The following is a 20,043-nucleotide window of genomic DNA, read 5'->3' on the forward strand; positions in this document are numbered from 1 at the left end:
CGATGTCGATGTCCGACAGGCAAGCCGCGGCGCGCATGTGCGCTGCATACCGACGACGATGCCGGATCGCGAGGCCGGTGAAACGCCTTAGTCCATTCCGACGATTCTTCGCCGCATGCACCGGCCTACGCTCGATGTCGGGTTCGCCGCGATGCGCGGCACGCGTCGGCCGCCAGTCGACCGCGCGCATCGCGCGACGCATCCGCCAGGTCCGCCGCCGCAAGCATGGACCGTTCCGGCCGTTGCGGCGCGCACGCCCGCCCGGACGTGCCCACGGCCCCGTCCTCACCGTCAACCTCACCCGATACCCGCCATGACCAAGCCAGCCAATCTCGTCACCTCGATCACCGTCGCGATCGACGCCCCCGCTTCCGTCGTCTGGGAAGTGCTGACCGACTTCCCGCGCTACGGCGAATGGAACACGTTCTGCGTCGGCCTCGAAACGACCGGCCGGATCGGCGACTTCGTGCACATGCAGGTGCGCATTCCGGGCACGGAGACGGTGATTCCCGTCGACGAAATCCTCGTCGCGTGCGAGCCCGGGCGTCTGCTGTCGTGGGAGCAGCGCCCGACCGACGACAATAAGGATGCCGCGCGCCGCGACCAGTACGTCGAAGCCGACGGAGCCGAACGATGCCGTTACTTCACGACCGACCAGTTTCTCGGCATCAACGCGGAAACGATCATGCGCGAGCATGGCGGCTGGGTGAAGCAGGGGTTCGACCAGTGCGCGCGCGACGTGAAGCAGCGCGCGGAAGCGCTGTATGCATCCCGCCGACGCAAAAGCGCGTGACGAAGAACGGGCGATGCGCGATCCGCAGACCGATGTGCGCGCCATGGCATCGTTGCACGGCGCGCGCGTCGCGGGCCCCCAGCGCTCAGTCGAGACGGAAGGCCGCCTCGAAACGCTCGGCGAACGCGTCGAACTCGGTTTCCGGCAGATGGTTGATGCCGCCCGCGCGCTTGCGCCCGCCGCCGGTCGGGAAACCGCGGCAGAATTCGTCGGCGCCGAGCGGCCGGCCGTCGGGCACGCGCACGCTGACGACGAGCCCGCCCTGCGCACGCGGCGACAGCACCGCGAGCGCCGCATGCGGCGCATTGCGCATCCGCTCGTTCGCGAGCATTCCCGTCGCGCGCCGCGCCCACGGATGATCCGGCATCCTGATCAGTGTCGCACCCGGCACGTCGCGCAGCGGCGCGAGTGCGCATGCCAGTGCCATGTCGTCGCGATAGCCGTCGCGCAATGCGGCGAACACCGGCGTGTCGCGCACGAAATCGAGCGGATCCTCACACGGCAGCATCGCGTCGGCCAGCACCGCCGGATCGAAATGGAGATCGTCGACGCACTCGCCGTATGCGTTGTAGTTCAGGTAGAGCCCGAGTTCGGCGAGCGTGTCGCGTTCGGCCTGGCCGAGTCCGTATTCTCGCGCGAGCGCGTCGCCGAGCGCCGGCAGCTCGTCGCCGAATGCCGCGACGATCGCCCAGCGCACGTGGCGGCCGCCGAGATGACGGTTCACGAGCGCGCTCGTGCAGATGTCGGCGGCCGTGTCGATGTACGCGTCGAAACGCGGGTCGCCCGGCAGTTCGCCCGCGAAGTGATGATCGAAGTAGCGGACCGCCGCGCCGTCGCGCAGCAGCCGCGCGCAGGCGTCGCGATTCTGGTCGTGCGACACGTCGAGCACGGTCACGCGGTCGCCGGCGCGCGCGTCGACGCGCTCCAGCAGCCTGATGTCGCGCTTCACGCCGGTCACGAGCGTGCCGCATTCGCCCTCCGCGAGCCGCAGTTGCTGCAGCGCGCACAGACCGTCCGCGTCGCCGTTGAACGCGAAGAAATGTCGTCCCCGGAGGGGTCCCCGTTCCTGCATCATCCGTTGCTCCCTCCTCAGGGCATGAAGTCGCCGCCGTTCGCGTCCAGCGTCGCGCCGGTCACCGCGTTCGCATAATCCGACGCGAGGAACAGCGCGGCGCGCGCGCAGTCGTCGTCGGTCGGCAGCTTGGCGAGCGCGATGTTCGACGCGATCGGCGCGATGATCTCCGCCTCCGTCATTCCGTACTCGGCTGCCGCCTGCCGAAAATACGTCTGCGTCGGCACACCCCACATCCAGCCCATGTGGATGCTGTTCGCGCGGATCCCGTGCACGCCGAGCTCGCGCGCCAGGTATTTTGCCGCAATCGAGAGCGCGCCCTTCGATACAGCGTAGCCCGATTCCCCTGCAAACGGCTTGCGGGTTGCCTGCGTGTTGATCATCACGATCGCGCCGCGCTTGTGCCGCTTCATGTGCGGGACGATTTCCTGCGTAAGCGTCATCGTGCCGAACACGTTGGTGTCGAACACCGCGCGCCAGCCGTCGAGATCGGCTTCTTCGACGGCCTCCGGAAACGTGCCGTGCACGAACGCGCTGTTCACGAGCGCATCGATCCGGCCAAAGCGCTCGATCGCCTCCGTCGCGAGCTGCCGGCACTGTGCGCGCTCGGTGATGTCGGTCCGCACCTTCAGCACGTCGCACGCGACGCCGAGTGCAAGGATCCGCGCCTCCGCGTCGTCGAGCTTTTCCATCGTGCGCGCCGCGACGACCACGCCGCGCGCCCCCTCGCGTGCCGCCTCGACGGCGAGCTTCACGCCGAGCCCCGGCCCGATCCCGGAAATCACGACGATCTTGTCCTTCAGCAACATGGTTGTCTCCTGGTTGTCGTTGGTCTCGCGGGCGCCGTCAGCCGGCCGCCCGCAGGTGCCGCGCGCGATACGCGGCGAAGTCGTGCGCCAGTTGCGCATCGGTGAAGCCGAAGCGGGCGATCGAATAGTCGTGCGCGGCGCGCTTGTCGCGGCCGTGGCACGCCATCCAGTCCACCATCGCCGCGCGCTGCCGTGCATCGAGCGGCATGCCGGCGAAGCGGTACACGGCTTGCGCGACGCCGAGCGGATTCGACACGGTGTCCTCGAAACGCACGTCGAGAAACCGCTCGGCCGGCAGCGCGTCGCGCGCCGTCATCGCCGCGCGGATCGCACGCGCCATCCCCGCGTTCCACTGCGCGCCAACCGTGCGCGGATCCGGGTCGTCCGCGTACATCCGCCACAGCGTATGCGCCATGCTCGCCATCGACGGAATCGTCTGCGCCGGGTCGCGATGCGTGAGCACCACCTGCGCACGCGGAAACACGCGGCACAGCACGTCGAGCGCATGCAGGTGCTGCGGTGTCTTCAGCAGCCAGCGCTCGGCCGGCGCGACGCCGCGCCGCGCCTTCTGCCACTGCAGGAACTGCAGCATCCGCTTCAGGTACGTATAGACGGGCGTCAGGTCCTGCTTCTCGAGCCACGCCGTATAGCCCGGCACGTTCGCGTACGAATCCATCGCGCACACGAACGAGTGCTCCATCAGCATGAACTCCTCGTCGGCGAGCATCGCGTCGAGCGGATGGATCGTCAGGATCTGCGGAATGCAGTCGATCATCGTCGCAACCTCGGCCTGCGCGCGGGCGATGCGCACGGTCGGCGCGTCGAGCGTCTCGCCGGCGAGCGGTGCCGGATAGCGCGTTTCCCACCACGCGGCCGAATGAAAGCGCGGGTCGACCGCGAGCAGCCGCTGCAGCAGCGTCGTGCCGGTGCGCGGCAGCCCGACGATCACGAGCGGATCGTCGATCTCGATGTCGGCGATTTCCGGATGACGCGCGTAGTAGTTCTCGATGACGAGCCGGTTCACGAGCTGGCCGACGAGCTTCTCGCGCATCATCTCCGCGCCGCGCGCGGACAGCTTCGCTTCACCGATCAACGACGCGCACATCACGCCGAGCGCCTCGCGATACGGGCCGTCGCCGAACGCGGCAAGGCCGCCCGCGCGCGACACGGCCTCGGCGATCAGCCCGTCGGCATCGAGCAGCGTGCGGATCCGGTCGAACGGCGCGTTCATGCGGCCTCCTTCAGCGTCGCGAGCTTGACGACGCGCGTCCGCGGATGCACGGGTTGCGCGGCGCCGACCCAGCGCCAGCAGATCGTGCCGGTGCGATGCCCGGCCGTATCGAGCCAGTTTGCGTCGCCCGGCCGTGCCGCGGCGACCACCACGGTCACGCCGCCGTCGACATTCAGGCGCGCGCGGTGCTTGTTCACGCAGATGTCGAAGTGCCGGTAGTCGAGCGACTCCATCCAGTAGTTGTTGAGCTGCACGTTCCAGAAGTCGCAGTCGGGCACCGTGTCGACGTCGATCACCAGCGCCTCGTCGTCGGCCAGCGACCAGCACGAGTGGTAGTAGTAGATGTTCGGATCGCCGCCGACCGACTGGCACAGCGCCTGGTCCGCGGGCGGCAGCGCGTTCACGTGCGCCCGGTAGCTCGCGGCCCAGTCGGCGAACAGCTTCGACGTCTGCTCGACGAACTGCGCGGCGCGCATGAGGCCGCCCTGCAGCACGAGCGGGTCGAGCGGCGCCGGGCGGTCGTGCGCGCCGATGCGTTCGATCCTCAATTGCGCCGGCGTCTCCGCGCGCCGGTCGAGGAAGGTCTGGCGCACCAGCAGCGCGTTCGTGCCCGGCTCCATGCGTACCCAGTTGCCCGCGCGCGGCGCCGCGCTCACCATGAGTTCGAAGCTGCCGTCCGGTGCGACGTCGAGCTGCTTCGCATCGAGAAACCCCGTCTGCAGCATCTTGCCGTCCGTCTCGTAGCCACCCTTCTGCGTGCCGAAGCTCAGGTACGCGACCGTGCCGCGCCGCCCCGTCACGCGATATTCGCAACGGCCATCGAGGCGCGCGTACTGGTACAGGTTGTCGGGATTGTCGGCGCCGATCTTCGCGGTCTCGTGGGACGGCGAGAAGAAGCCGGGCCACGCGCCGTCCGCGAACTCGACGTGCATTTCGAGCGCGATGCGCATCAGCCGGCTCAGGTAACGAAACCCTTCCGCGCGCGTGAGCGGATCGTCCGGCGCCTCGGCGCGCAGGATCTGCTGTCCGCTGCGTTTCAGGGTGTCGCAGAAATCGGCCCAGGTCTGGCCCGAAAGCAATTGCATGGCACGTGTGTCGTCGGTCATGTGTCGTCTCCGCCGGTGGCTGAGCGCTCACCTTAAGCGAGCGCTCCACGCGCCACTTCGTCCGGGTGGACTAAGGAAAGATCCGCCGCACCGACGTGCCGCGGGTTAGTCCACCCGGACGAAGAACGGCACCGCCCTCGCTCGATACCGTTGGCGCCATGCATGAAACGCCGCACATGTCGCGCGGCGCCGGCATGCAACAAGGAGACGAACGATGTTGACCCACTTGGAGCGACTGGAGGCCGAAAGCATCCACATCATGCGCGAGGTGGTCGCGGAATGCGAAAACCCGGTGATGCTCTATTCGATCGGCAAGGACAGCTCGGTCATGCTGCATCTCGCGATGAAGGCGTTCTACCCGGCCAAGCCGCCCTTTCCGCTGCTGCACGTCGATACGACGTGGAAGTTCCGCGAGATGATCGCGTTTCGCGACGAGACGGCCAGGCGCCTCGGCCTCGACCTGCGCGTGCACGTGAACCCCGACGGCGTCGCGAACGACATCAATCCGTTCACGCACGGCTCGGCCGTGCACACCGACGTGTGGAAGACGCAAGGGCTCAAGCAGGCGCTCGACCACTACGGCTTCGACGCCGCATTCGGCGGCGCGCGCCGCGACGAGGAGAAATCGCGCGCGAAGGAGCGCATCGTGTCGTTGCGCTCGGAGCAGCACCGCTGGGACCCGAAGCGCCAGCGGCCCGAACTCTGGTCGCTGTACAACGCGCGCAAGCGCAAGGGCGAAAGTCTGCGCGTGTTTCCGATTTCCAACTGGACCGAGCTCGACATCTGGCAATACATCCGGCTGCACGACATCCCGATCGTGCCGCTCTACTACGCGAAGGAGCGGCCCGTGGTCGAGCGCGACGGCGCGCTGATCATGGTCGACGACGAACGCCTGCCGCTGCGCGACGGCGAAGTGCCGCGCATGCGCAAGGTGCGCTTTCGCACGCTCGGCTGCTATCCGCTCACAGGCGCGATCGACAGCGACGCGAGCTCGCTCGACGAGATCCTGCAGGAGATGCGCGACACGCGCACGTCCGAGCGCCAGGGACGCCTGATCGACAGCGATTCGGCCGGTTCGATGGAAAGGAAGAAACAGGAGGGATATTTCTGATGGCACACATTCTCGCCGCGCCCGAGGCGCTCGCGCACCCGAATCCCGCGAGTCCCGCGAGTCCTGTCACGCACGCCGACGATGCGCGGACGAAGGACCTGCTGCGCTTCATCACGTGCGGCAGCGTCGACGACGGCAAGAGCACGCTGATCGGCCGCCTGCTCTACGAATCGAACATGCTGTTCGACGATCAGCTGACCCAGCTCGAAGCCGATTCGAAGAAAGTCGGCACGCAAGGCGGTGCGCTCGATTTCGCGCTGCTCGTCGACGGCCTGTCGGCAGAGCGCGAACAGGGGATCACGATCGACGTCGCATACCGCTTCTTCGCAACCGCGCGACGCAAGTTCATCGTCGCCGATACGCCCGGCCACGAGCAATACACGCGCAACATGATCACCGGCGCGTCGACCGCCGATCTCGCGGTGATCCTGATCGACGCGCGCAAGGGCGTGCTCACGCAGACGCGCCGCCACAGCCATCTCGTCGCGCTGATCGGCATCAGGCGCGTCGTGCTCGCGATCAACAAGATGGATCTGGTCGACTACGATCGCGCGGTGTTCGAGCGCATCGACGCCGACTATCGCGCGTTCGCGGCCGAGCTCGGTCTGGAAGAGATCGTCAGCATTCCGATGTCCGCGCTGCGCGGCGACAACGTGATCGCGTCGAGCGCGCGGATGCCGTGGTACGCGGGCCCGCCGCTGATGCAGCATCTCGACACGCTGCCGCTCGTCGAGCGCGTGACGCGCGACGAACCGTTGCGGCTGCCCGTGCAATGGGTCAACCGCCCGCATCTGAACTTCCGTGGCTATGCCGGCAGCATCGCGTCCGGCGAAGTGCGCGTCGGCGAACGCGTGCGCGTGCTGCCGTCCGGCAAGGAAAGCCGCGTCGCATCGGTGATCACGCCAGCCGGTGAAGCCGACGTCGCACGTGCCGGCGAAGCGGTGACGCTCACGCTCGCCGACGAAATCGACATCAGCCGCGGCGACATGATCGCGCGCGCCGACGCGCCGCCGGAGGTGGCCGACCAGTTCGAAGCGACGCTCGTGTGGATGCACGACGAACCGCTGCTGCCTGGCCGGCCGTATCTCGTGAAGCTCGGCACGCAGACGGTCGGCGCGACCTGCGCGACGCCCAAGTACAAGATCGACGTGAACACGCGCGAACGTCTCGCCGCGCGCACGCTCGCGCTGAACGAGATCGGCGTGTGCAACCTGAGCTTCGACCGGCCCGTCGCGTTCGATCCGTACGACCGGAACCGTCACACCGGCGGCTTCATCGTGATCGACCGCTTCACCAACGACACGGTCGGCGCCGGGATGCTGCACTTCGCGCTGCGCCGCGCGCACAACGTTCACTGGCAGGCCGTCGACGTCGATCGCGACGCGCGCGCGGCGCGCAACGCACAGACGCCGCGCATCGTGTGGCTGACCGGGCTGTCCGGCGCGGGCAAGTCGACCATCGCGAACCTCGTCGAGCAGCGGCTGCATGCGCTCGGCAAGCACACGTACCTGCTCGACGGCGACAACGTACGGCACGGGCTCAACCGCGATCTCGGCTTCACCGAGGCCGATCGCGTGGAAAACATCCGGCGCGTGGCGGAAGTCGCTCGGCTGATGCTCGATGCCGGGCTCATCACGCTCGTGTCGTTCATCTCGCCGTTTCGCGCCGAACGCGACATGGCGCGTGCGCTGGTCGGCCCCGACGAGTTCGTCGAAGTGTTCGTCGACACGCCGCTCGCGGTCGCCGAGCAACGCGATCCGAAGGGGTTGTACAAGAAGGCGCGCAGCGGCGAGCTGAAACACTTCACGGGCATCGACTCGCCGTACGAGCCGCCCACGCAGCCGGAACTGCGCATCGACACGGTGGCCGAGTCACCGGAAGCGGCGGCCGAGCGCGTCGTCGCGTACCTGCTGCGCGAGCGCGCCGCCTGACCCACACCGGCCGCGCCGCAGGGGCACGGCCCGCGTCGTCTACTCCGTTCGGATGACGCGGGCCGCCGGCCGGCCGGTATGCTGGGCCGGAAGCATTCACCCCGCCCGAGGAGAACACGAGCATGCGGATCGCGCTGGCGCCCGACGACACGGCCGCGCACGACGGTTTCGACGACGCGGCATGGACGGCCCGCGAACTCAGCGCGTGGCTCGGGCTCGTCTATCAGGGCCCGTCCGAAGCGACGCCGTGGGGGAGCTTTCTCGAAGCGATCCGCGTGCGGCTCGACGCGCGCTTCACGACGCTCGTGCTGCGCAACCCTGGCGGCTCGCGGCGCGGGCTCATCATCAACGCATCGGCCCATGGCCCGCTACTGCCCGGCGAGCCGTCGTACAGCGAGCAGTTCTATGCGCTGTGCCCGTTTCTCGACCAGCCGCCCGGCCAGGTGTTCACGGCCGACCGGCTGTTCGGCGCCGCCCGCTGGTGCGCGCATGCCTTCTACCTGCAGTACCTGCAGCCGCTCGACCTGCGCTTCATCCTCGGCGCAAACCTGCGCGGCGAGCGCGGCGTCGAGTGCGCATTCTTCGTGAGCCGCGCGCACCATGCTCGCGATTTCGACGCGGCCGAACGCGCGCAGGTCGCGACGCTGCTGCCCCACCTGCAGCGCGCGATCGAGCTGCATGCGGCGCTCGACGTGCTCGACGCCGAACGCGCGCTGTACGCGGGCACCGTCGACCGGCTCGACGTCGGCACCGCGATCCTCGACGAGGACGGGCGCGTGATCAAGCACAACCGCATCGCCGAACGGCTGATCGCACGGCAGGACGGCCTGTGCCTGCGCCAGGAGCGGCTCCATGCGTCGTGCCCGCTCGACGAGCGCCGGCTGCAGAAGGCTTTGCAGGCCGCGCTCGAGCATTTCCGCGCGGGCGCGCTCGGGCGTATCGAGGCCACCACGCTGTCGCGGCCCGGCGGCGCGCTGCCGTTGAACGTGCTGCTGCGCCCGCTCGCGCCCTATCGCGGCGCGGAGGACCGCCAGCATCGCCCGGCCGTCGCGGTGTTCGTCCGCGATCCGGCGTCGTCGCCGCAGACCTCGCGCGACATGCTGCATCGACTGTTTCGCCTCACGCCGATGGAAACCGAGATCGCACTGCTGCTCGTCGACGGCCTGACGCTCGACGAAGCGGCCGCCGCCACCGGCATCACGAAGAACACCGCGCGCGCGCACCTGCGCGGAATCTTCGCGAAGACGGGCGCGACGCGGCAGGCCGTGCTCGTGAAGATGCTGCTGAACAGCGTGGTGTCGATGGCATAGCCGCCGGCGGGAGCCCTGACTGCGCGGAGCAGCCCGCCGGGCGCATCGTTGCCGTTCGTCTGACGTCAATCCATGTCATACGTCATCAGATGTTATTGCACCTGCCGACATCCTCATGATATCCCCCAATATTTGAATATGTTCCGGGTAAACCCGCGACGCCACGGCGGAATCTCAGGCGTACCATGTCATACGACAACGTACTACCTAAATCGCCACCTTCGACACCGACGCGGGCCACCGCCCCGTCCGCCGCCCGACCGGAGACTCCCTTGGCCACACCTGCCCTGCCCGGCCGCGACCCGCTCGCGTCCGCCATCTCGAAAGTGAAATGGCACGTGCTGCCGCTCGTGCTCATCATGTTCATCGCGAACTACATCGACCGCGTGAACGTCGGCTTCGTCGATCGCCACCTCGAAGCGTCTATCGGTATTGGCGCGGCCGCGTACGGGCTCGGTGCCGGCCTGTTCTTCGTCGGCTACGCGCTGTTCGAAGTACCGTCGAACCTGCTGATGCAGCGCTACGGCGCGCGCATCTGGCTCGCGCGGATCATGGCGACGTGGGGCATCGTCGCCGCCGCGATGGCGTTCGTGTGGAACGACACGTCGTTCTACGTGCTGCGCTTCCTGCTCGGCGCGGCCGAGGCCGGCTTCTTCCCCGGCGTCGTGCTGTACCTGTCGCAATGGCTGCCGCCGCAGGAGCGCGGCAAGGCGATGGCGATCTTCCTCGGCGGCTCCGCGTTCGCGTCCGTGCTGTCCGGGCCCGTGACCGGCGCGCTGCTGTCGATCCACGGCTTCGGCCTGCAGGGCTGGCAGTGGATGTTCCTGATCGAAGGGATGTTCTCGGTCGCGCTGTGCGGCGCGAGCTGGCTGCTGCTGAAGTCGCACATCCGCGACGCGACGTGGCTCACCAACGACGAACGCGCGGCGCTCCAGAATGCGCTCGATGAAGAGCGCGCGACCCGCGACGTACGCTCGAAGGTGCACGTATCGGCCGCCACGCTGCTGCGCGATCCGCAGATCGTGCTGTTCTGCTTCCTGTATTTCGCGATCCAGCTCACGATCTACGCGGCCACCTTCTGGCTGCCGACCATCATCCGCAAGATGGGCGGCCTCACCGATTTCCAGGTCGGCCTCTACAACACGATTCCGTGGATGATCGCGATCGGCGCGATGTACGGCTTCGCGGTGCTGTCCGCGAAGTGGAAGCATCCGCAGCGCTGGCTGTCGTTCGCGCTCGTGCTCGCCGCGTGCGGGCTGTTCGCGTCGACGTCGCGCGATCCGGTCTGGTCGTTTGCGTCGATCTGCTTCGCCGCGCTCGGCTTCAAGGCCGCGTCGTCGCTGTTCTGGCCGATCCCGCAGGGCTACCTCGACACCCGCGTGGCCGCGGCCGTGATCGCGCTGATCAACTCGATCGGCAACCTCGGCGGCTTCGTCGCGCCGACGGCCTTCGGTTATCTGAAGCAACATACGGGTTCGATCACGGGCGGCCTGTATGCGCTCGCGATCGCGTCCCTCGTCGCCGCGGTCGCCGCGCTGTTCGCCCGCACGCACCGGCGCAGCGATCCGCCGCGCGGGCTGCCGGCCGACGAGTCCTTCACGAACACCTCGATGCTCCGCCATGCCGAACACTGACCGCCTGACCGTCGTCGTCTCGAATGCCGTCGACGGCGACCTTGCCACGTTCTCGCTCGCGTCCGACGGCGCGCTCGCGCCGCTCGCCCGCTACCCGGCCGGCGACGTCGCGATGCCGGTCGCCGTGCAGGCCGATCGCGCACGGCTGTACGTCGCGACGCGCGGCGAAGCACCGACGATCGTCGCGTTCCGTGTCGCGACGGGCACCGGCGCGCTTGCCCGCATCGGCGCGACCGCGATCGACGCCAGCCTCGCCTACCTGTCGCTCGATCGCAGCAGCCGCTGGCTGCTCGGCGCATCGTACGGCGGCAACTCGCTGAGCCTCTACGACGCCGCGCGCGTGCGCGACGGCGACGGTGCGCCGCTGCAGGTCGCGCACGGCATCGCGAACGCACATGCCGTCGTCGTGTCGCCGGACAATCGGTTCGCGTACGTGAGCTCGCTCGGCTCGGACCGGATCTTCACGTTCGCGCTGGTCGACGATGCAGGCGGCCTGCGCGCGATCGAGCACGGCGAAACGCGCGTGCCGGGCGGCTTCGGCCCGCGTCACTTGCGCTTCGCGCGCGACGGCCACACGCTCGTCGCGGTCAGCGAGTTCCAGGCCACGCTCGCCACCTTCTCGCGCGCGGTCGACAGCGGCCGCCTCGGCGACGCGCAGGTCAGCGCGCGCCATCCGGCCGTCGCCGACCTCGCGCAAGGCCATGCGCGCCCGCCCGCGCCGACCACGCCCGCCGTGTGGGCCGCCGATCTCCACCTGACGCCCGACGAGCGCTTCGCGTACGTCAGCGAACGCACGTCGAGCCAATTGCTCTGCTATCGCCGCCACGCGGACGGCACCTTCGAACCCGCGCACGCGACGGCCACCGAAACGCAGCCGCGCGGCTTCGCAATCGATCCGTCGGGACGCTGGCTCGTCGCATGCGGCGAGCAGTCGGAATACGTGTCGGTGTACGCTATCGCGCCAGGCGACGGCGCGCTGTCGTTGCATGCGCGCGTGCCGGGCGGTCGCGGGGCGAACTGGGTCGCGATCGTCTGACGGTCGATCGACCGCCGGAGCGCACGATCGATTGATCGATGCAGCGCGCACGACCGACATCGGCCCGCGCCGCCCCACGCGCCGTCAGCGCCGCTCGCTCGGTGCGACGCCGGTCCAGCGCTTGAACGCACGCGTGAAATTGGCGCGGTCGGTATAGCCGACTCGCGCCGCGATCTCGTCGACGGGCAGACGCGTGCCCTCCAGCAACCGGAGCGCATCGCGCAGCCGGATCTCGTCGAGCAGCGCCGAATAGGTCGCGCCGAATTCCGCGAGCTTGCGTTTGAGCGTGCGCGCCGACACGTGCAGCTCGCGCGCGACTTCGTCCACCGACGGATAACCGGCGTCCCCGCAGATCAGCAGGTTGCGCACGCGCTCGACGATGCTTTCCGCATAGCCGAGCCGCGCAAGCTCGGCCTCGCATTGCTGGACGATCATCTGCGCGGTCTGCGCGTTCGCGGTGCCGATCGGTTCGTCGAGCAGCGCGGCGTCGCAGCGGATGCGGTTCGCGCTCGCGTTGAAATGACAGCGCGGCAGCCGCGCGCGATAGCGCTCGAACCACGGCGGTTCGGGCCATTCGAAATGCAGCTCCGCGCGCGACTGCAACGTGCGCCCCGGCGCGGGATCGAGCAGCGAGTTGAACAGGATCGCCGTCTCGACCAGGAAATTTTCCACCGCGAACTGGCGCAGGCGGCCGAGCGCAAACGCCTCCAGCACGTCGATGTCGACGATCCCGTCGAGCTGCGCGAGCCGCACCGAAAAGAACGGCACGCGCGTCGGCAGGTAGCGGATGCCGAGCGCGATCGCCTCGCCGAGCGTCGCGCAACTCATCAGCCCGAAGCCGATCAGTCCGGATTTCGTGAGACTGCTGCGCAGGCCGATCTCGATCGCGATCGACGGATCGTTCGTCGCATCGAGCAGGTTGAACACGATCGTTGCCTGCTGCAGCGGCGTGATGCGCGCGTCGGGCTGGGCGAGCCGGTCGCGCTCGACGCCCGAGCCGGCGAGAATCCGGCCGCCGTCGATGCCGCGCTCCTCGGCGAGCATCAGCATGAACAGCGCATACGCGGACGACACCGTGGCCTTGTTCAACTGGCGCGCGGCATCCGGAACGGACAGGGCCATGCGGCGGACTCCGGAGCGGTTTCGGCGGATTGTAGCGTCGCTGGCCCGCAATGACACCGCGGCATGACTCTAGCGGCCGCGCACGGCGGCGAAGGCCCGCCCGTCAGTCATCGTGGCCCGAAATGACACCATGTTTGGCACCAGCGGCTCTCGCGCGCATGGCGGGGCACGCCTATGCTTTCCACATCGGCATTGCGCCCCACCCTTTCCGCACGGATTCCGCTTGATGAGCCAACCCTCACGAACCGTCTTTCGACATGACGCCGACAAGGTTGCGTACGTCCGCCGCGAGGTCAGCGCCGCGAGCGACGCGATCCGCGCGCGCTTTCCGCTGCTCGACAACCAGAACCTCGTCGGCGCGACCGTGATGGCCGTGTCGGTAAGCGCGATGCTCGCGATCGCCTGGCTGTATGCGCGCGGCGCGATCGCGTGGTACGTCGCCCTGCCGCTCGCCGCGTTCGTCACGTCGCTGATCCACGAACTCGAGCACGACCTGATCCACCTGATGTACTTCAAGAAGACGCCGTGGGCCTATCACCTGATGATGGCGCTGTGCTGGCTCACGCGGCCGGGCACGATCAATCCGTGGACGCGTCGGCGCATGCACCTGCATCACCACAAGGTATCGGGCGGCGAATCGGATCTTGAGGAATTCGGGATCACCAACGGCGAACGCTGGGGCGTGAAGCGCCTGTTGATGATCGCGGACGGAATGCTCGCCGTCGTGCTGCGGCCGCATGCGATGCGCCGCAAGGTCAGGCAGTACGTGGCTGCGCAGCCGGTGCAGAATGCGGCCGAACGCGCGCAACTGCGCATTGAGCAGGTGTCGTCCTACATGCCGATCGGTCACGCGTACTACGCGCTGTGGCACGCGTTCATCGTCTATCACGCCGGCCTGTTTGCGCTGCATGCGTCCGGCCATGCGGTGAGCGTGCCGGCCGTCGTCGAGCGCGTAATGCACGTCGTCGATTTCCTCGCGGTCGTGTGGCTCGGGCCGAATTTCGTGCGCAGCTTCTGCATCAACTTCGTCAGCTCGAACATGCATTACTTCGGCGACATCGATTCGCGCAACGTGATCCAGCAGACGCAGGTGCTCAATCCGTGGTGGATGCTGCCGTTCCAGCTGTTCTGCTTCAACTTCGGCAGCACGCACGCGATCCATCACTTCGTGGTGCGCGATCCGTTCTACATTCGGCAGCTGACCGCACGCACCGCGCACAAGGCGCTGCGTGAAGTCGGCGTGCGGTTCAACGACGTCGGCACGTTCAAGCGTGCGAATCGCTGGGGCGCGTATCGTCCGGCTCGCGGTGCGCGAAGCACGCAGCGGGCCGACGCGTAACGGCAGCGCGCAGCGTCGTCGGCCACGTCGGCCACGCCGGGCTGTCGGTCCGTCAGTCGCCGATCGGCGGCATCGGCCCTTGCCCGCGGATCCACGCCCAGTTCGCGAGCTCGGCCATTTCCTTGTCGCCGCGGCTGTCGCCATAGGCGAACAGTTTCGCCGGTAGCCGATTACCCCACCAGCCGCGCAGGCGCACGACCTTCTGCGGACCCCAGCAGTTCTCGCCGTTCAGCCGTCCGGTGAACGTGCCGCGCTCGAACGCGAGGCGCGTTGCGAGGACCGTATCGATGCCGACCGTGCGCGCCCACTTCTCCAGATACAGCGACGGCGACGCGCTGACCAGCACGACTTCATGCCCGCGCGCCTGATGTTCACGCACCCGTTCCAGCATGTCCGGACGCACGAGGTCCGGCAGGTAGCCGTCGACGAAGCTGCGCGCCAATCCGTCGAGCGCGTCCTCGCGGATCGGTCCGAGCGCGAACCACGCGAACTTCGCCTTGGCATCGCCGCGCGACAACAGGCCCGCCTTCATCGCGACAAGCCACGGCAGCGCGCGCAGGCCGGCCCATGCGAAACGCGGCGTGCCGACCGCGTAGCGGACGAAATGACGGAAGCTGTCGGTGGTCGTGATGGTGCCGTCGAAATCGAATGCGGCGACGATGCGGTCGGTCATGGAGAGACGGGAAAGCGCTGAGATGCCCGGGAAGATAGCAGACTCGCGCGGTCGTGCGTCCAGGCACGGGCGTGAATGGTGGCATGGCTCCTCCGCGCGAGCGCATTCGGGACGACGCCGAGCCGCCGCGCGCGCCTCGAAAGGCGGCTTCCCGGACGATTTTGGCGGCTCGCCGAAGGGAGTGGCGATCATCCGCCAGAGTTTGCTATACTCTCGGTCTTCCGGAGAGATGGATGAGTGGTTTAAGTCGCACGCCTGGAAAGCGTGTATAGGTTAATCGCCTATCGGGGGTTCGAATCCCCCTCTCTCCGCCAGGACACATGAAGCCCCTTGATTCCGCTGAGAAATCAAGGGGTTTTTCTTTTCCCGCCGCGATGTCCGCATCCCGCGCCTCTGCGTCACGGATGCCGAATGTAATCCACCAACGCCCGCGTATATTCATCCGGCTGCCGATCGAGCAGACTCACGACGATCGCCACAGCGAACCCCGCCGGCACGCCGAACACGCCTGAACTGATCGGCTCGATCCCGAACCACGTCCGCCCGGCGAACCCCGTCAGCTGCGTGAAGTACGGATACGTCGACACGATGTAATACACGCACACCGCGAGCCCCGTCAGCATCCCGGCAATCGCACCGCGCGTCGTCGTGCGTTTCCAGAACACCCCGAGCACGAGCACCGGAAAGAAACTGGATGCCGCGAGCGAAAACGCCGCCCCGACCAGAAACAGAATCTTCCCCGTATTGAGCGACGCCACATACGACGCGAACAGCGCGACGCCGAGCAGCAACACCTTGGAGATCGTCACGCGCCGCTGGCTCGACGCTTCCGGCGCGACCATGCAGTAATAGACGTCGTGCGACAACGCATTCGCGATCGTCAGCAGCAGCCCGTCCGCCGTGGACAGCGCCGCGGCCAGCGCACCGGCCGCGATCAGCCCCGACACGACATACGGCAGCCCCGCGATCTCGGGCGCGGCCAGCACGACCATGTCCGGCTGCATCTGGATCTCCGACCAGTGCACGATACCGTCGCGAATCACCTCGACGACGCTGATCAGGTCCGGTTCGAAGTGATGCCATTGCGTGACCCACGCGGGCAATTCGGCGATCGGCCGCCCGACGAGGTTGGTGAGAATCTCGTACTTGATCAACACCGCGAGCACCGGCACGCTCAGGTAGAACAGCGCGATGAAGAACAGCGTCCAGCCGACCGAACGCCGCGCGGATGCAACCGACGTCGTCGTGTTGTAGCGCGTGAGGATGTGCGGCAGGCTCGCGGTGCCGAGCGACAGACACAGCAGCAGCGCGAGGAAATTCCGCTCGCGCGGCTTGCGCTCGTCGTCGTTCGCCGCGGGAAACGGCTCGTGCATCGGCACGGGCGGCTCGGCGCGCGCCAGCAGGTCGTCGCGCGCCTGGGTCCAGGTCACGCGCGCCGCCGTCGGGTCGCGCGGAAAGTCGGCCAACTCGCGCTCGCGCTGATTGATCTCGCGCAGCGGTCCGTTGTGGCGCCGCAAGTCCGCAAGCTGATCGACGAGTTGCCGGCGCGCATCCGCATACGATGCGGGCAAGCGATCGAGCTGCGCCTGCACGACCGCGGCCTGCCGGCGATACGCATCGCGCACCTGCTGCTCCTCCGCCGCATCGCGCAGTTGCGCCTCGCGCGCCGCCACGCGTTCCATCAGCTTGCCGTAGTTGAACTGCGGCACCGGCCCGAGCCCGTTCTTCATCGCGATCAGCGACACGGGGATCAGGATCGCGCTGATCAGGATGATGTACTGCGCGACCTGCGTCCACGTGACCGCGCGCATCCCGCCGAGAAACGAGCACACGAGAATGCCCGCGAGCCCGCAGAAGATCCCGATCGCGAAGTCGACGCCGATGAAGCGCGTCGCGATCAGCCCTATCCCCTGGATCTGCGCGACCAGGTAGACGAACGAACACAGGATCGCCGCGCCGGCCGCGAGCGCGCGCACGGCGGTGCTGGAAAAGCGCGTGCCGAGAAAATCGGGAATCGTGTAGCGCGCGAGCTTGCGCACGTACGGCGCGAGCAGGAACGCGACGAGGCAGAACCCGCCGGTCCACCCCATCACGTACGCGAGCGCATCGTAGCCGGTTGCATAGAGTGAACCGGCCAGCCCGATGAACGACGCAGCCGACAGCCAGTCGGCCGCCGTCGCCATCCCGTTGAATGCGGACGGCACGCGCCGCCCGGCCACGTAGTATTCGACCAGATCGGACGTGCGCGACAGCAGCCCGATCACCGCATACACGGCAATCGGCACGAACAGGAACACATAGCCGATCCACACGCCGGAGCCGGTCGCGCGCTCGATCCGCCACAGCAGCAGCACGAACCCGAGAAAGCCGAGCGTGTAAAGCGCGTACGCGCGAATCAGTCGATGCGTCAGCATGGATCAGCGGGCACGGTGCGCATCGGCGGCCTGCGCCGCATGGTCGTCGTACGCGCGCCGCAGCACACGGTCCGCGCGCTGCATCAGGCCGATGTACACGACGATCAGCACGAGATACACGAGAATCGCACCCTGCGCGCCGATATAGAACGGGAGGCTGAAACCGGCGAAGCGGATGTCCGCGAGCGCGGGTGCGAAGAACGGCACGACGAACGACACCGTGAATCCGATCGCCATCAGCACCACGATCAGCACGACGTTGAAACGCCAATAGCGCGCATGGGCACGCGCAAGCGGCTCGGGAACGGGTGGCGGCGCGGCAGACGCCGGACGGGACGGAACGGTCATGCCGTTATTTAGCAAAAAGCCCCTGCGCGGGCAATCGGGATTGCCGCGCAGGGGCTCGTGCGCGCAACGTGCGCAACAGGCGCGATCAGCGCACTTCGGCCAGTTGCTCGAGGATCGCGGGGTTCTCGAGCGTGGACGTGTCCTGCGTGATCGCCTGGCCCTTCGCGAGCGAGCGCAGCAGGCGCCGCATGATCTTGCCCGAGCGCGTCTTCGGCAGGTTGTCGCCGAAGCGAATGTCCTTCGGCTTCGCGATCGGACCGATCTGCTTGCCCACCCAGTCGCGCAGCGTCTTCGCCAGCGCCGCCGCTTCCTCGCCCTCCGGACGCGAACGCTTGAGCACCACGAACGCGACCACCGCCTCGCCCGTCGTGTCGTCCGGGCGGCCAACCACCGCCGCTTCCGCAACCAGCTCGTGCGACACCAGCGCCGACTCGATCTCCATCGTCCCGAGCCGGTGGCCCGACACGTTCAGCACGTCGTCGATGCGGCCCATGATCGTGAAGTAGCCGGTGTCCTTGTCGCGCACCGTGCCGTCGCCGGCCAGGTACAGCCGGCCGCCGAGTTCTTCGGGGTAATAGCTCTTCCTGAAGCGCTCCGGGTCGCCCCAGATCGTGCGGATCATCGCCGGCCACGGACGCTTGACGACGAGAATGCCGCCTTGCCCGTTCGGCACGTCCTGGCCCGTTTCGTCGACCACCGCGGCCATGATGCCCGGCAGCGGCAGCGTGCACGAACCCGGCACCGTCGGCGTCGCGCCCGGCAGCGGCGTGATCATGTGGCCGCCGGTTTCGGTCTGCCACCACGTGTCGACGATCGGGCAGCGCTCCTGGCCGACGTGCTTGTGGTACCACATCCACGCTTCCGGATTGATCGGTTCGCCGACCGTGCCGATGATGCGCAGGCTCGACAGGTCGTAGCTCTTCGGGTGGACGTGGTCGTCGGCCTCGGCGGCCTTGATCAGCGAGCGGATCGCGGTCGGCGCGGTGTAGAACACCGTGACCTTGTGAGCGTCGATCATCTTCCAGAAGCGGCCGGCATCCGGATACGTCGGCACGCCTTCGAACACGACCTGCGTGCCGCCGCACGCGAGCGGGCCGTAGGTGATGTACGTGTGGCCGGTGACCCAGCCGATGTCGGCGGTACACCAGAACACGTCGGCGGGCTTCCAGTCGAAGGTCCACTTCATCGTCTGCGCGGCCCACAGCAGGTAACCGCCGGTGCTGTGCTGCACGCCCTTGGGCTTGCCGGTCGAGCCCGACGTATAGAGGATGAACAGCGGATGCTCGGCGCCGACCCATTCCGGTGCGCACGTGTCGGACTCGCCGTCGGCGATCTCGTGCATCCACAGGTCGCGCCCGGCGTGCCAGTCGATCTTGCCGCCGGTGCGGCGATAGACGATCACGCTCTTCACGGCCTCGCAGCCGCCCATCGCGAGCGCCTCGTCGGCGATGCTCTTGAGCGGCAGCGTCTTGCCGCCGCGCGCCTGCTCGTCGGCGGTGATGAGCGCGACCGCGCCGACGTCGACGAGCCGCTCGTTGAGCGACTTCGCGGAGAAGCCGCCGAACACGACCGAGTGCGTGGCGCCGATGCGTGCGCAGGCCTGCATCGCGACGATGCCCTCGATCGACATCGGAATGTAGATGACGACGCGATCGCCCTTGCCGATGCCGCGTTTCTTCAGCGCATTCGCGAAGCGCGAGACGCGCGCGAGGAGATCGGCGTAGGTGACGCGGGTGACGGTGCCGTCGTCGGCCTCGAAGATGATCGCGACGCGTTCGCCGTTGCCGGCTTCGACGTGACGGTCGAGGCAGTTGTACGACGCGTTGAGCTCGCCGTCGTCGAACCACTTGTAGAACGGCGCATTGCTCTCGTCGAGCACCTTGGTGAACGGCTTGTGCCAGGTCAGGCCCTCGCGCGCGAGACGCGCCCAGAAGCCTTCGTAATCCTGCTCGGCCTCGGCGGCCAGCGCGCGGTAGGCCGGCATGCCGGAAATGGTCGCCGCCTTCTCGAGCGCCTCGGGCGGCGCAAACTGACGGGTTTCGTGAAGAACCGATTCAATCGCAGACATCGACTACCCCTTGGTGAACATGAATCCTCTGCATGGCGGCGCGATC

16 protein-coding genes and 1 tRNA gene are annotated in these 20,043 nt (G+C 67.8%); 8 read left to right on the forward strand and 9 right to left on the reverse strand.

What is annotated here, in order from left to right; genetic code table 11:
• Positions 1-313 precede the first annotated feature (313 nt).
• Positions 314-793 (forward strand): SRPBCC domain-containing protein, encoded by a 480-nt coding sequence (locus WI26_RS10510; RefSeq protein WP_069225895.1) that lies wholly within the window; start codon positions 314-316, stop codon positions 791-793.
• An 85-nt stretch (positions 794-878) separates the two neighbouring features.
• Here WI26_RS10510 and WI26_RS10515 read toward each other — a convergent pair whose 3' ends face one another.
• Genes WI26_RS10515 through WI26_RS10530 form a run of 4 tightly spaced genes read right to left on the reverse strand, consistent with a single transcriptional unit; the run spans position 879 to position 5,011 of the window.
• Positions 879-1,868, reverse strand: a complete 990-nt coding sequence (locus tag WI26_RS10515) for an acetyltransferase (RefSeq protein ID WP_230949004.1) — start codon at positions 1,866-1,868, stop codon at positions 879-881.
• Between the two features lie 14 nt (positions 1,869-1,882).
• Positions 1,883-2,674, reverse strand: coding sequence for an SDR family oxidoreductase (locus WI26_RS10520; RefSeq protein ID WP_059913998.1), 792 nt, complete (start codon positions 2,672-2,674; stop codon positions 1,883-1,885).
• Between the two features lie 37 nt (positions 2,675-2,711).
• Positions 2,712-3,905 carry a sulfotransferase family protein gene (locus WI26_RS10525; protein ID WP_069225896.1) on the reverse strand — a complete coding sequence of 398 codons (1,194 nt, stop codon included), beginning with the start codon at positions 3,903-3,905 and terminating at the stop codon, positions 2,712-2,714.
• Positions 3,902-5,011 carry a DUF1214 domain-containing protein gene (locus WI26_RS10530; protein ID WP_069225897.1) on the reverse strand — a complete coding sequence of 370 codons (1,110 nt, stop codon included), beginning with the start codon at positions 5,009-5,011 and terminating at the stop codon, positions 3,902-3,904. Before WI26_RS10530 ends, WI26_RS10525 begins: the two co-directional genes overlap by 4 nt.
• Before the next feature lie 214 nt (positions 5,012-5,225).
• On the opposite strand from WI26_RS10530, the gene cysD reads away from it, so the two are divergent.
• The 5 genes from cysD (at position 5,226) to WI26_RS10555 (ending at position 12,033) form a co-directional block, all read left to right on the forward strand.
• Complete coding sequence (gene cysD / locus WI26_RS10535) at positions 5,226-6,122, forward strand: sulfate adenylyltransferase subunit CysD (RefSeq protein ID WP_059541034.1); 897 nt, start codon at positions 5,226-5,228, stop codon at positions 6,120-6,122.
• Positions 6,122-8,053: a sulfate adenylyltransferase subunit CysN gene (cysN, locus tag WI26_RS10540; protein ID WP_069225898.1), complete on the forward strand. Its 1,932-nt coding sequence runs from the start codon at positions 6,122-6,124 to the stop codon at positions 8,051-8,053. Before cysD ends, cysN begins: the two co-directional genes overlap by 1 nt.
• A gap of 122 nt (positions 8,054-8,175) precedes the next feature.
• The gene (locus WI26_RS10545) at positions 8,176-9,363 is read left to right on the forward strand and encodes a helix-turn-helix transcriptional regulator (protein ID WP_069225899.1); all 1,188 of its coding nucleotides are present in this window, start codon (positions 8,176-8,178) and stop codon (positions 9,361-9,363) included.
• A gap of 272 nt (positions 9,364-9,635) precedes the next feature.
• Positions 9,636-10,997, forward strand: coding sequence for an MFS transporter (locus tag WI26_RS10550; protein ID WP_069225900.1), 1,362 nt, complete (start codon positions 9,636-9,638; stop codon positions 10,995-10,997).
• Complete coding sequence (locus WI26_RS10555) at positions 10,984-12,033, forward strand: lactonase family protein (RefSeq protein WP_069225901.1); 1,050 nt, start codon at positions 10,984-10,986, stop codon at positions 12,031-12,033. Before WI26_RS10550 ends, WI26_RS10555 begins: the two co-directional genes overlap by 14 nt.
• 84 nt (positions 12,034-12,117) lie before the next feature.
• Here WI26_RS10555 and WI26_RS10560 read toward each other — a convergent pair whose 3' ends face one another.
• Positions 12,118-13,155 (reverse strand): AraC family transcriptional regulator, encoded by a 1,038-nt coding sequence (locus WI26_RS10560; RefSeq protein ID WP_059467807.1) that lies wholly within the window; start codon positions 13,153-13,155, stop codon positions 12,118-12,120.
• Positions 13,156-13,381: 226 nt separating this feature from the next.
• Here WI26_RS10560 and WI26_RS10565 point away from each other — a divergent pair, with 226 nt between their 5' ends.
• Entirely contained in the window at positions 13,382-14,494 is a 1,113-nt protein-coding gene (locus WI26_RS10565; protein WP_069225902.1) for a fatty acid desaturase, read from the forward strand.
• Positions 14,495-14,546: 52 nt separating this feature from the next.
• Here WI26_RS10565 and WI26_RS10570 read toward each other — a convergent pair whose 3' ends face one another.
• Positions 14,547-15,167 (reverse strand): HAD family hydrolase, encoded by a 621-nt coding sequence (locus tag WI26_RS10570; protein ID WP_069225903.1) that lies wholly within the window; start codon positions 15,165-15,167, stop codon positions 14,547-14,549.
• A 223-nt stretch (positions 15,168-15,390) separates the two neighbouring features.
• Here WI26_RS10570 and WI26_RS10575 point away from each other — a divergent pair.
• Positions 15,391-15,481: transfer RNA gene (locus WI26_RS10575), tRNA-Ser, on the forward strand.
• A gap of 84 nt (positions 15,482-15,565) precedes the next feature.
• Here the strand turns inward: WI26_RS10575 and WI26_RS10580 are convergent.
• From WI26_RS10580 to acs, 3 genes are all read right to left on the reverse strand, one after another.
• Positions 15,566-17,581: a sodium:solute symporter family protein gene (locus tag WI26_RS10580; RefSeq protein ID WP_059467810.1), complete on the reverse strand. Its 2,016-nt coding sequence runs from the start codon at positions 17,579-17,581 to the stop codon at positions 15,566-15,568.
• 3 nt (positions 17,582-17,584) lie between these two features.
• Complete coding sequence (locus tag WI26_RS10585; RefSeq protein WP_059467811.1) at positions 17,585-17,929, reverse strand: DUF4212 domain-containing protein; 345 nt, start codon at positions 17,927-17,929, stop codon at positions 17,585-17,587.
• Positions 17,930-18,014: 85 nt separating this feature from the next.
• Complete coding sequence (gene acs, locus WI26_RS10590) at positions 18,015-19,997, reverse strand: acetate--CoA ligase (protein ID WP_069225904.1); 1,983 nt, start codon at positions 19,995-19,997, stop codon at positions 18,015-18,017.
• Positions 19,998-20,043 lie beyond the last annotated feature (46 nt).

Origin of the sequence: Burkholderia diffusa (assembly GCF_001718315.1) — a bacterium.
Classification (GTDB): Bacteria; Pseudomonadota; Gammaproteobacteria; order Burkholderiales; family Burkholderiaceae; genus Burkholderia; species Burkholderia diffusa_B.

What these genes read in the sequence shown, in the direction of transcription:
- WI26_RS10560 (WP_059467807.1), bottom strand. Translation starts at nt 13,155, where the DNA reads ATGGCCCTGTCCGTTCCGGATGCCGCGCGCCAGTTGAACAAGGCCACG.
- WI26_RS10585 (WP_059467811.1), bottom strand. Translation starts at nt 17,929, where the DNA reads ATGACCGTTCCGTCCCGTCCGGCGTCTGCCGCGCCGCCACCCGTTCCC.
- cysD (WP_059541034.1), top strand. Translation starts at nt 5,226, where the DNA reads ATGTTGACCCACTTGGAGCGACTGGAGGCCGAAAGCATCCACATCATG.
- WI26_RS10530 (WP_069225897.1), bottom strand. Translation starts at nt 5,011, where the DNA reads ATGACCGACGACACACGTGCCATGCAATTGCTTTCGGGCCAGACCTGG.
- WI26_RS10565 (WP_069225902.1), top strand. Translation starts at nt 13,382, where the DNA reads ATGAGCCAACCCTCACGAACCGTCTTTCGACATGACGCCGACAAGGTT.
- WI26_RS10525 (WP_069225896.1), bottom strand. Translation starts at nt 3,905, where the DNA reads ATGAACGCGCCGTTCGACCGGATCCGCACGCTGCTCGATGCCGACGGG.
- acs (WP_069225904.1), bottom strand. Translation starts at nt 19,997, where the DNA reads ATGTCTGCGATTGAATCGGTTCTTCACGAAACCCGTCAGTTTGCGCCG.
- WI26_RS10515 (WP_230949004.1), bottom strand. Translation starts at nt 1,868, where the DNA reads ATGATGCAGGAACGGGGACCCCTCCGGGGACGACATTTCTTCGCGTTC.
- WI26_RS10545 (WP_069225899.1), top strand. Translation starts at nt 8,176, where the DNA reads ATGCGGATCGCGCTGGCGCCCGACGACACGGCCGCGCACGACGGTTTC.
- WI26_RS10570 (WP_069225903.1), bottom strand. Translation starts at nt 15,167, where the DNA reads ATGACCGACCGCATCGTCGCCGCATTCGATTTCGACGGCACCATCACG.
- WI26_RS10555 (WP_069225901.1), top strand. Translation starts at nt 10,984, where the DNA reads ATGCCGAACACTGACCGCCTGACCGTCGTCGTCTCGAATGCCGTCGAC.
- cysN (WP_069225898.1), top strand. Translation starts at nt 6,122, where the DNA reads ATGGCACACATTCTCGCCGCGCCCGAGGCGCTCGCGCACCCGAATCCC.
- WI26_RS10520 (WP_059913998.1), bottom strand. Translation starts at nt 2,674, where the DNA reads ATGTTGCTGAAGGACAAGATCGTCGTGATTTCCGGGATCGGGCCGGGG.
- WI26_RS10510 (WP_069225895.1), top strand. Translation starts at nt 314, where the DNA reads ATGACCAAGCCAGCCAATCTCGTCACCTCGATCACCGTCGCGATCGAC.
- WI26_RS10580 (WP_059467810.1), bottom strand. Translation starts at nt 17,581, where the DNA reads ATGCTGACGCATCGACTGATTCGCGCGTACGCGCTTTACACGCTCGGC.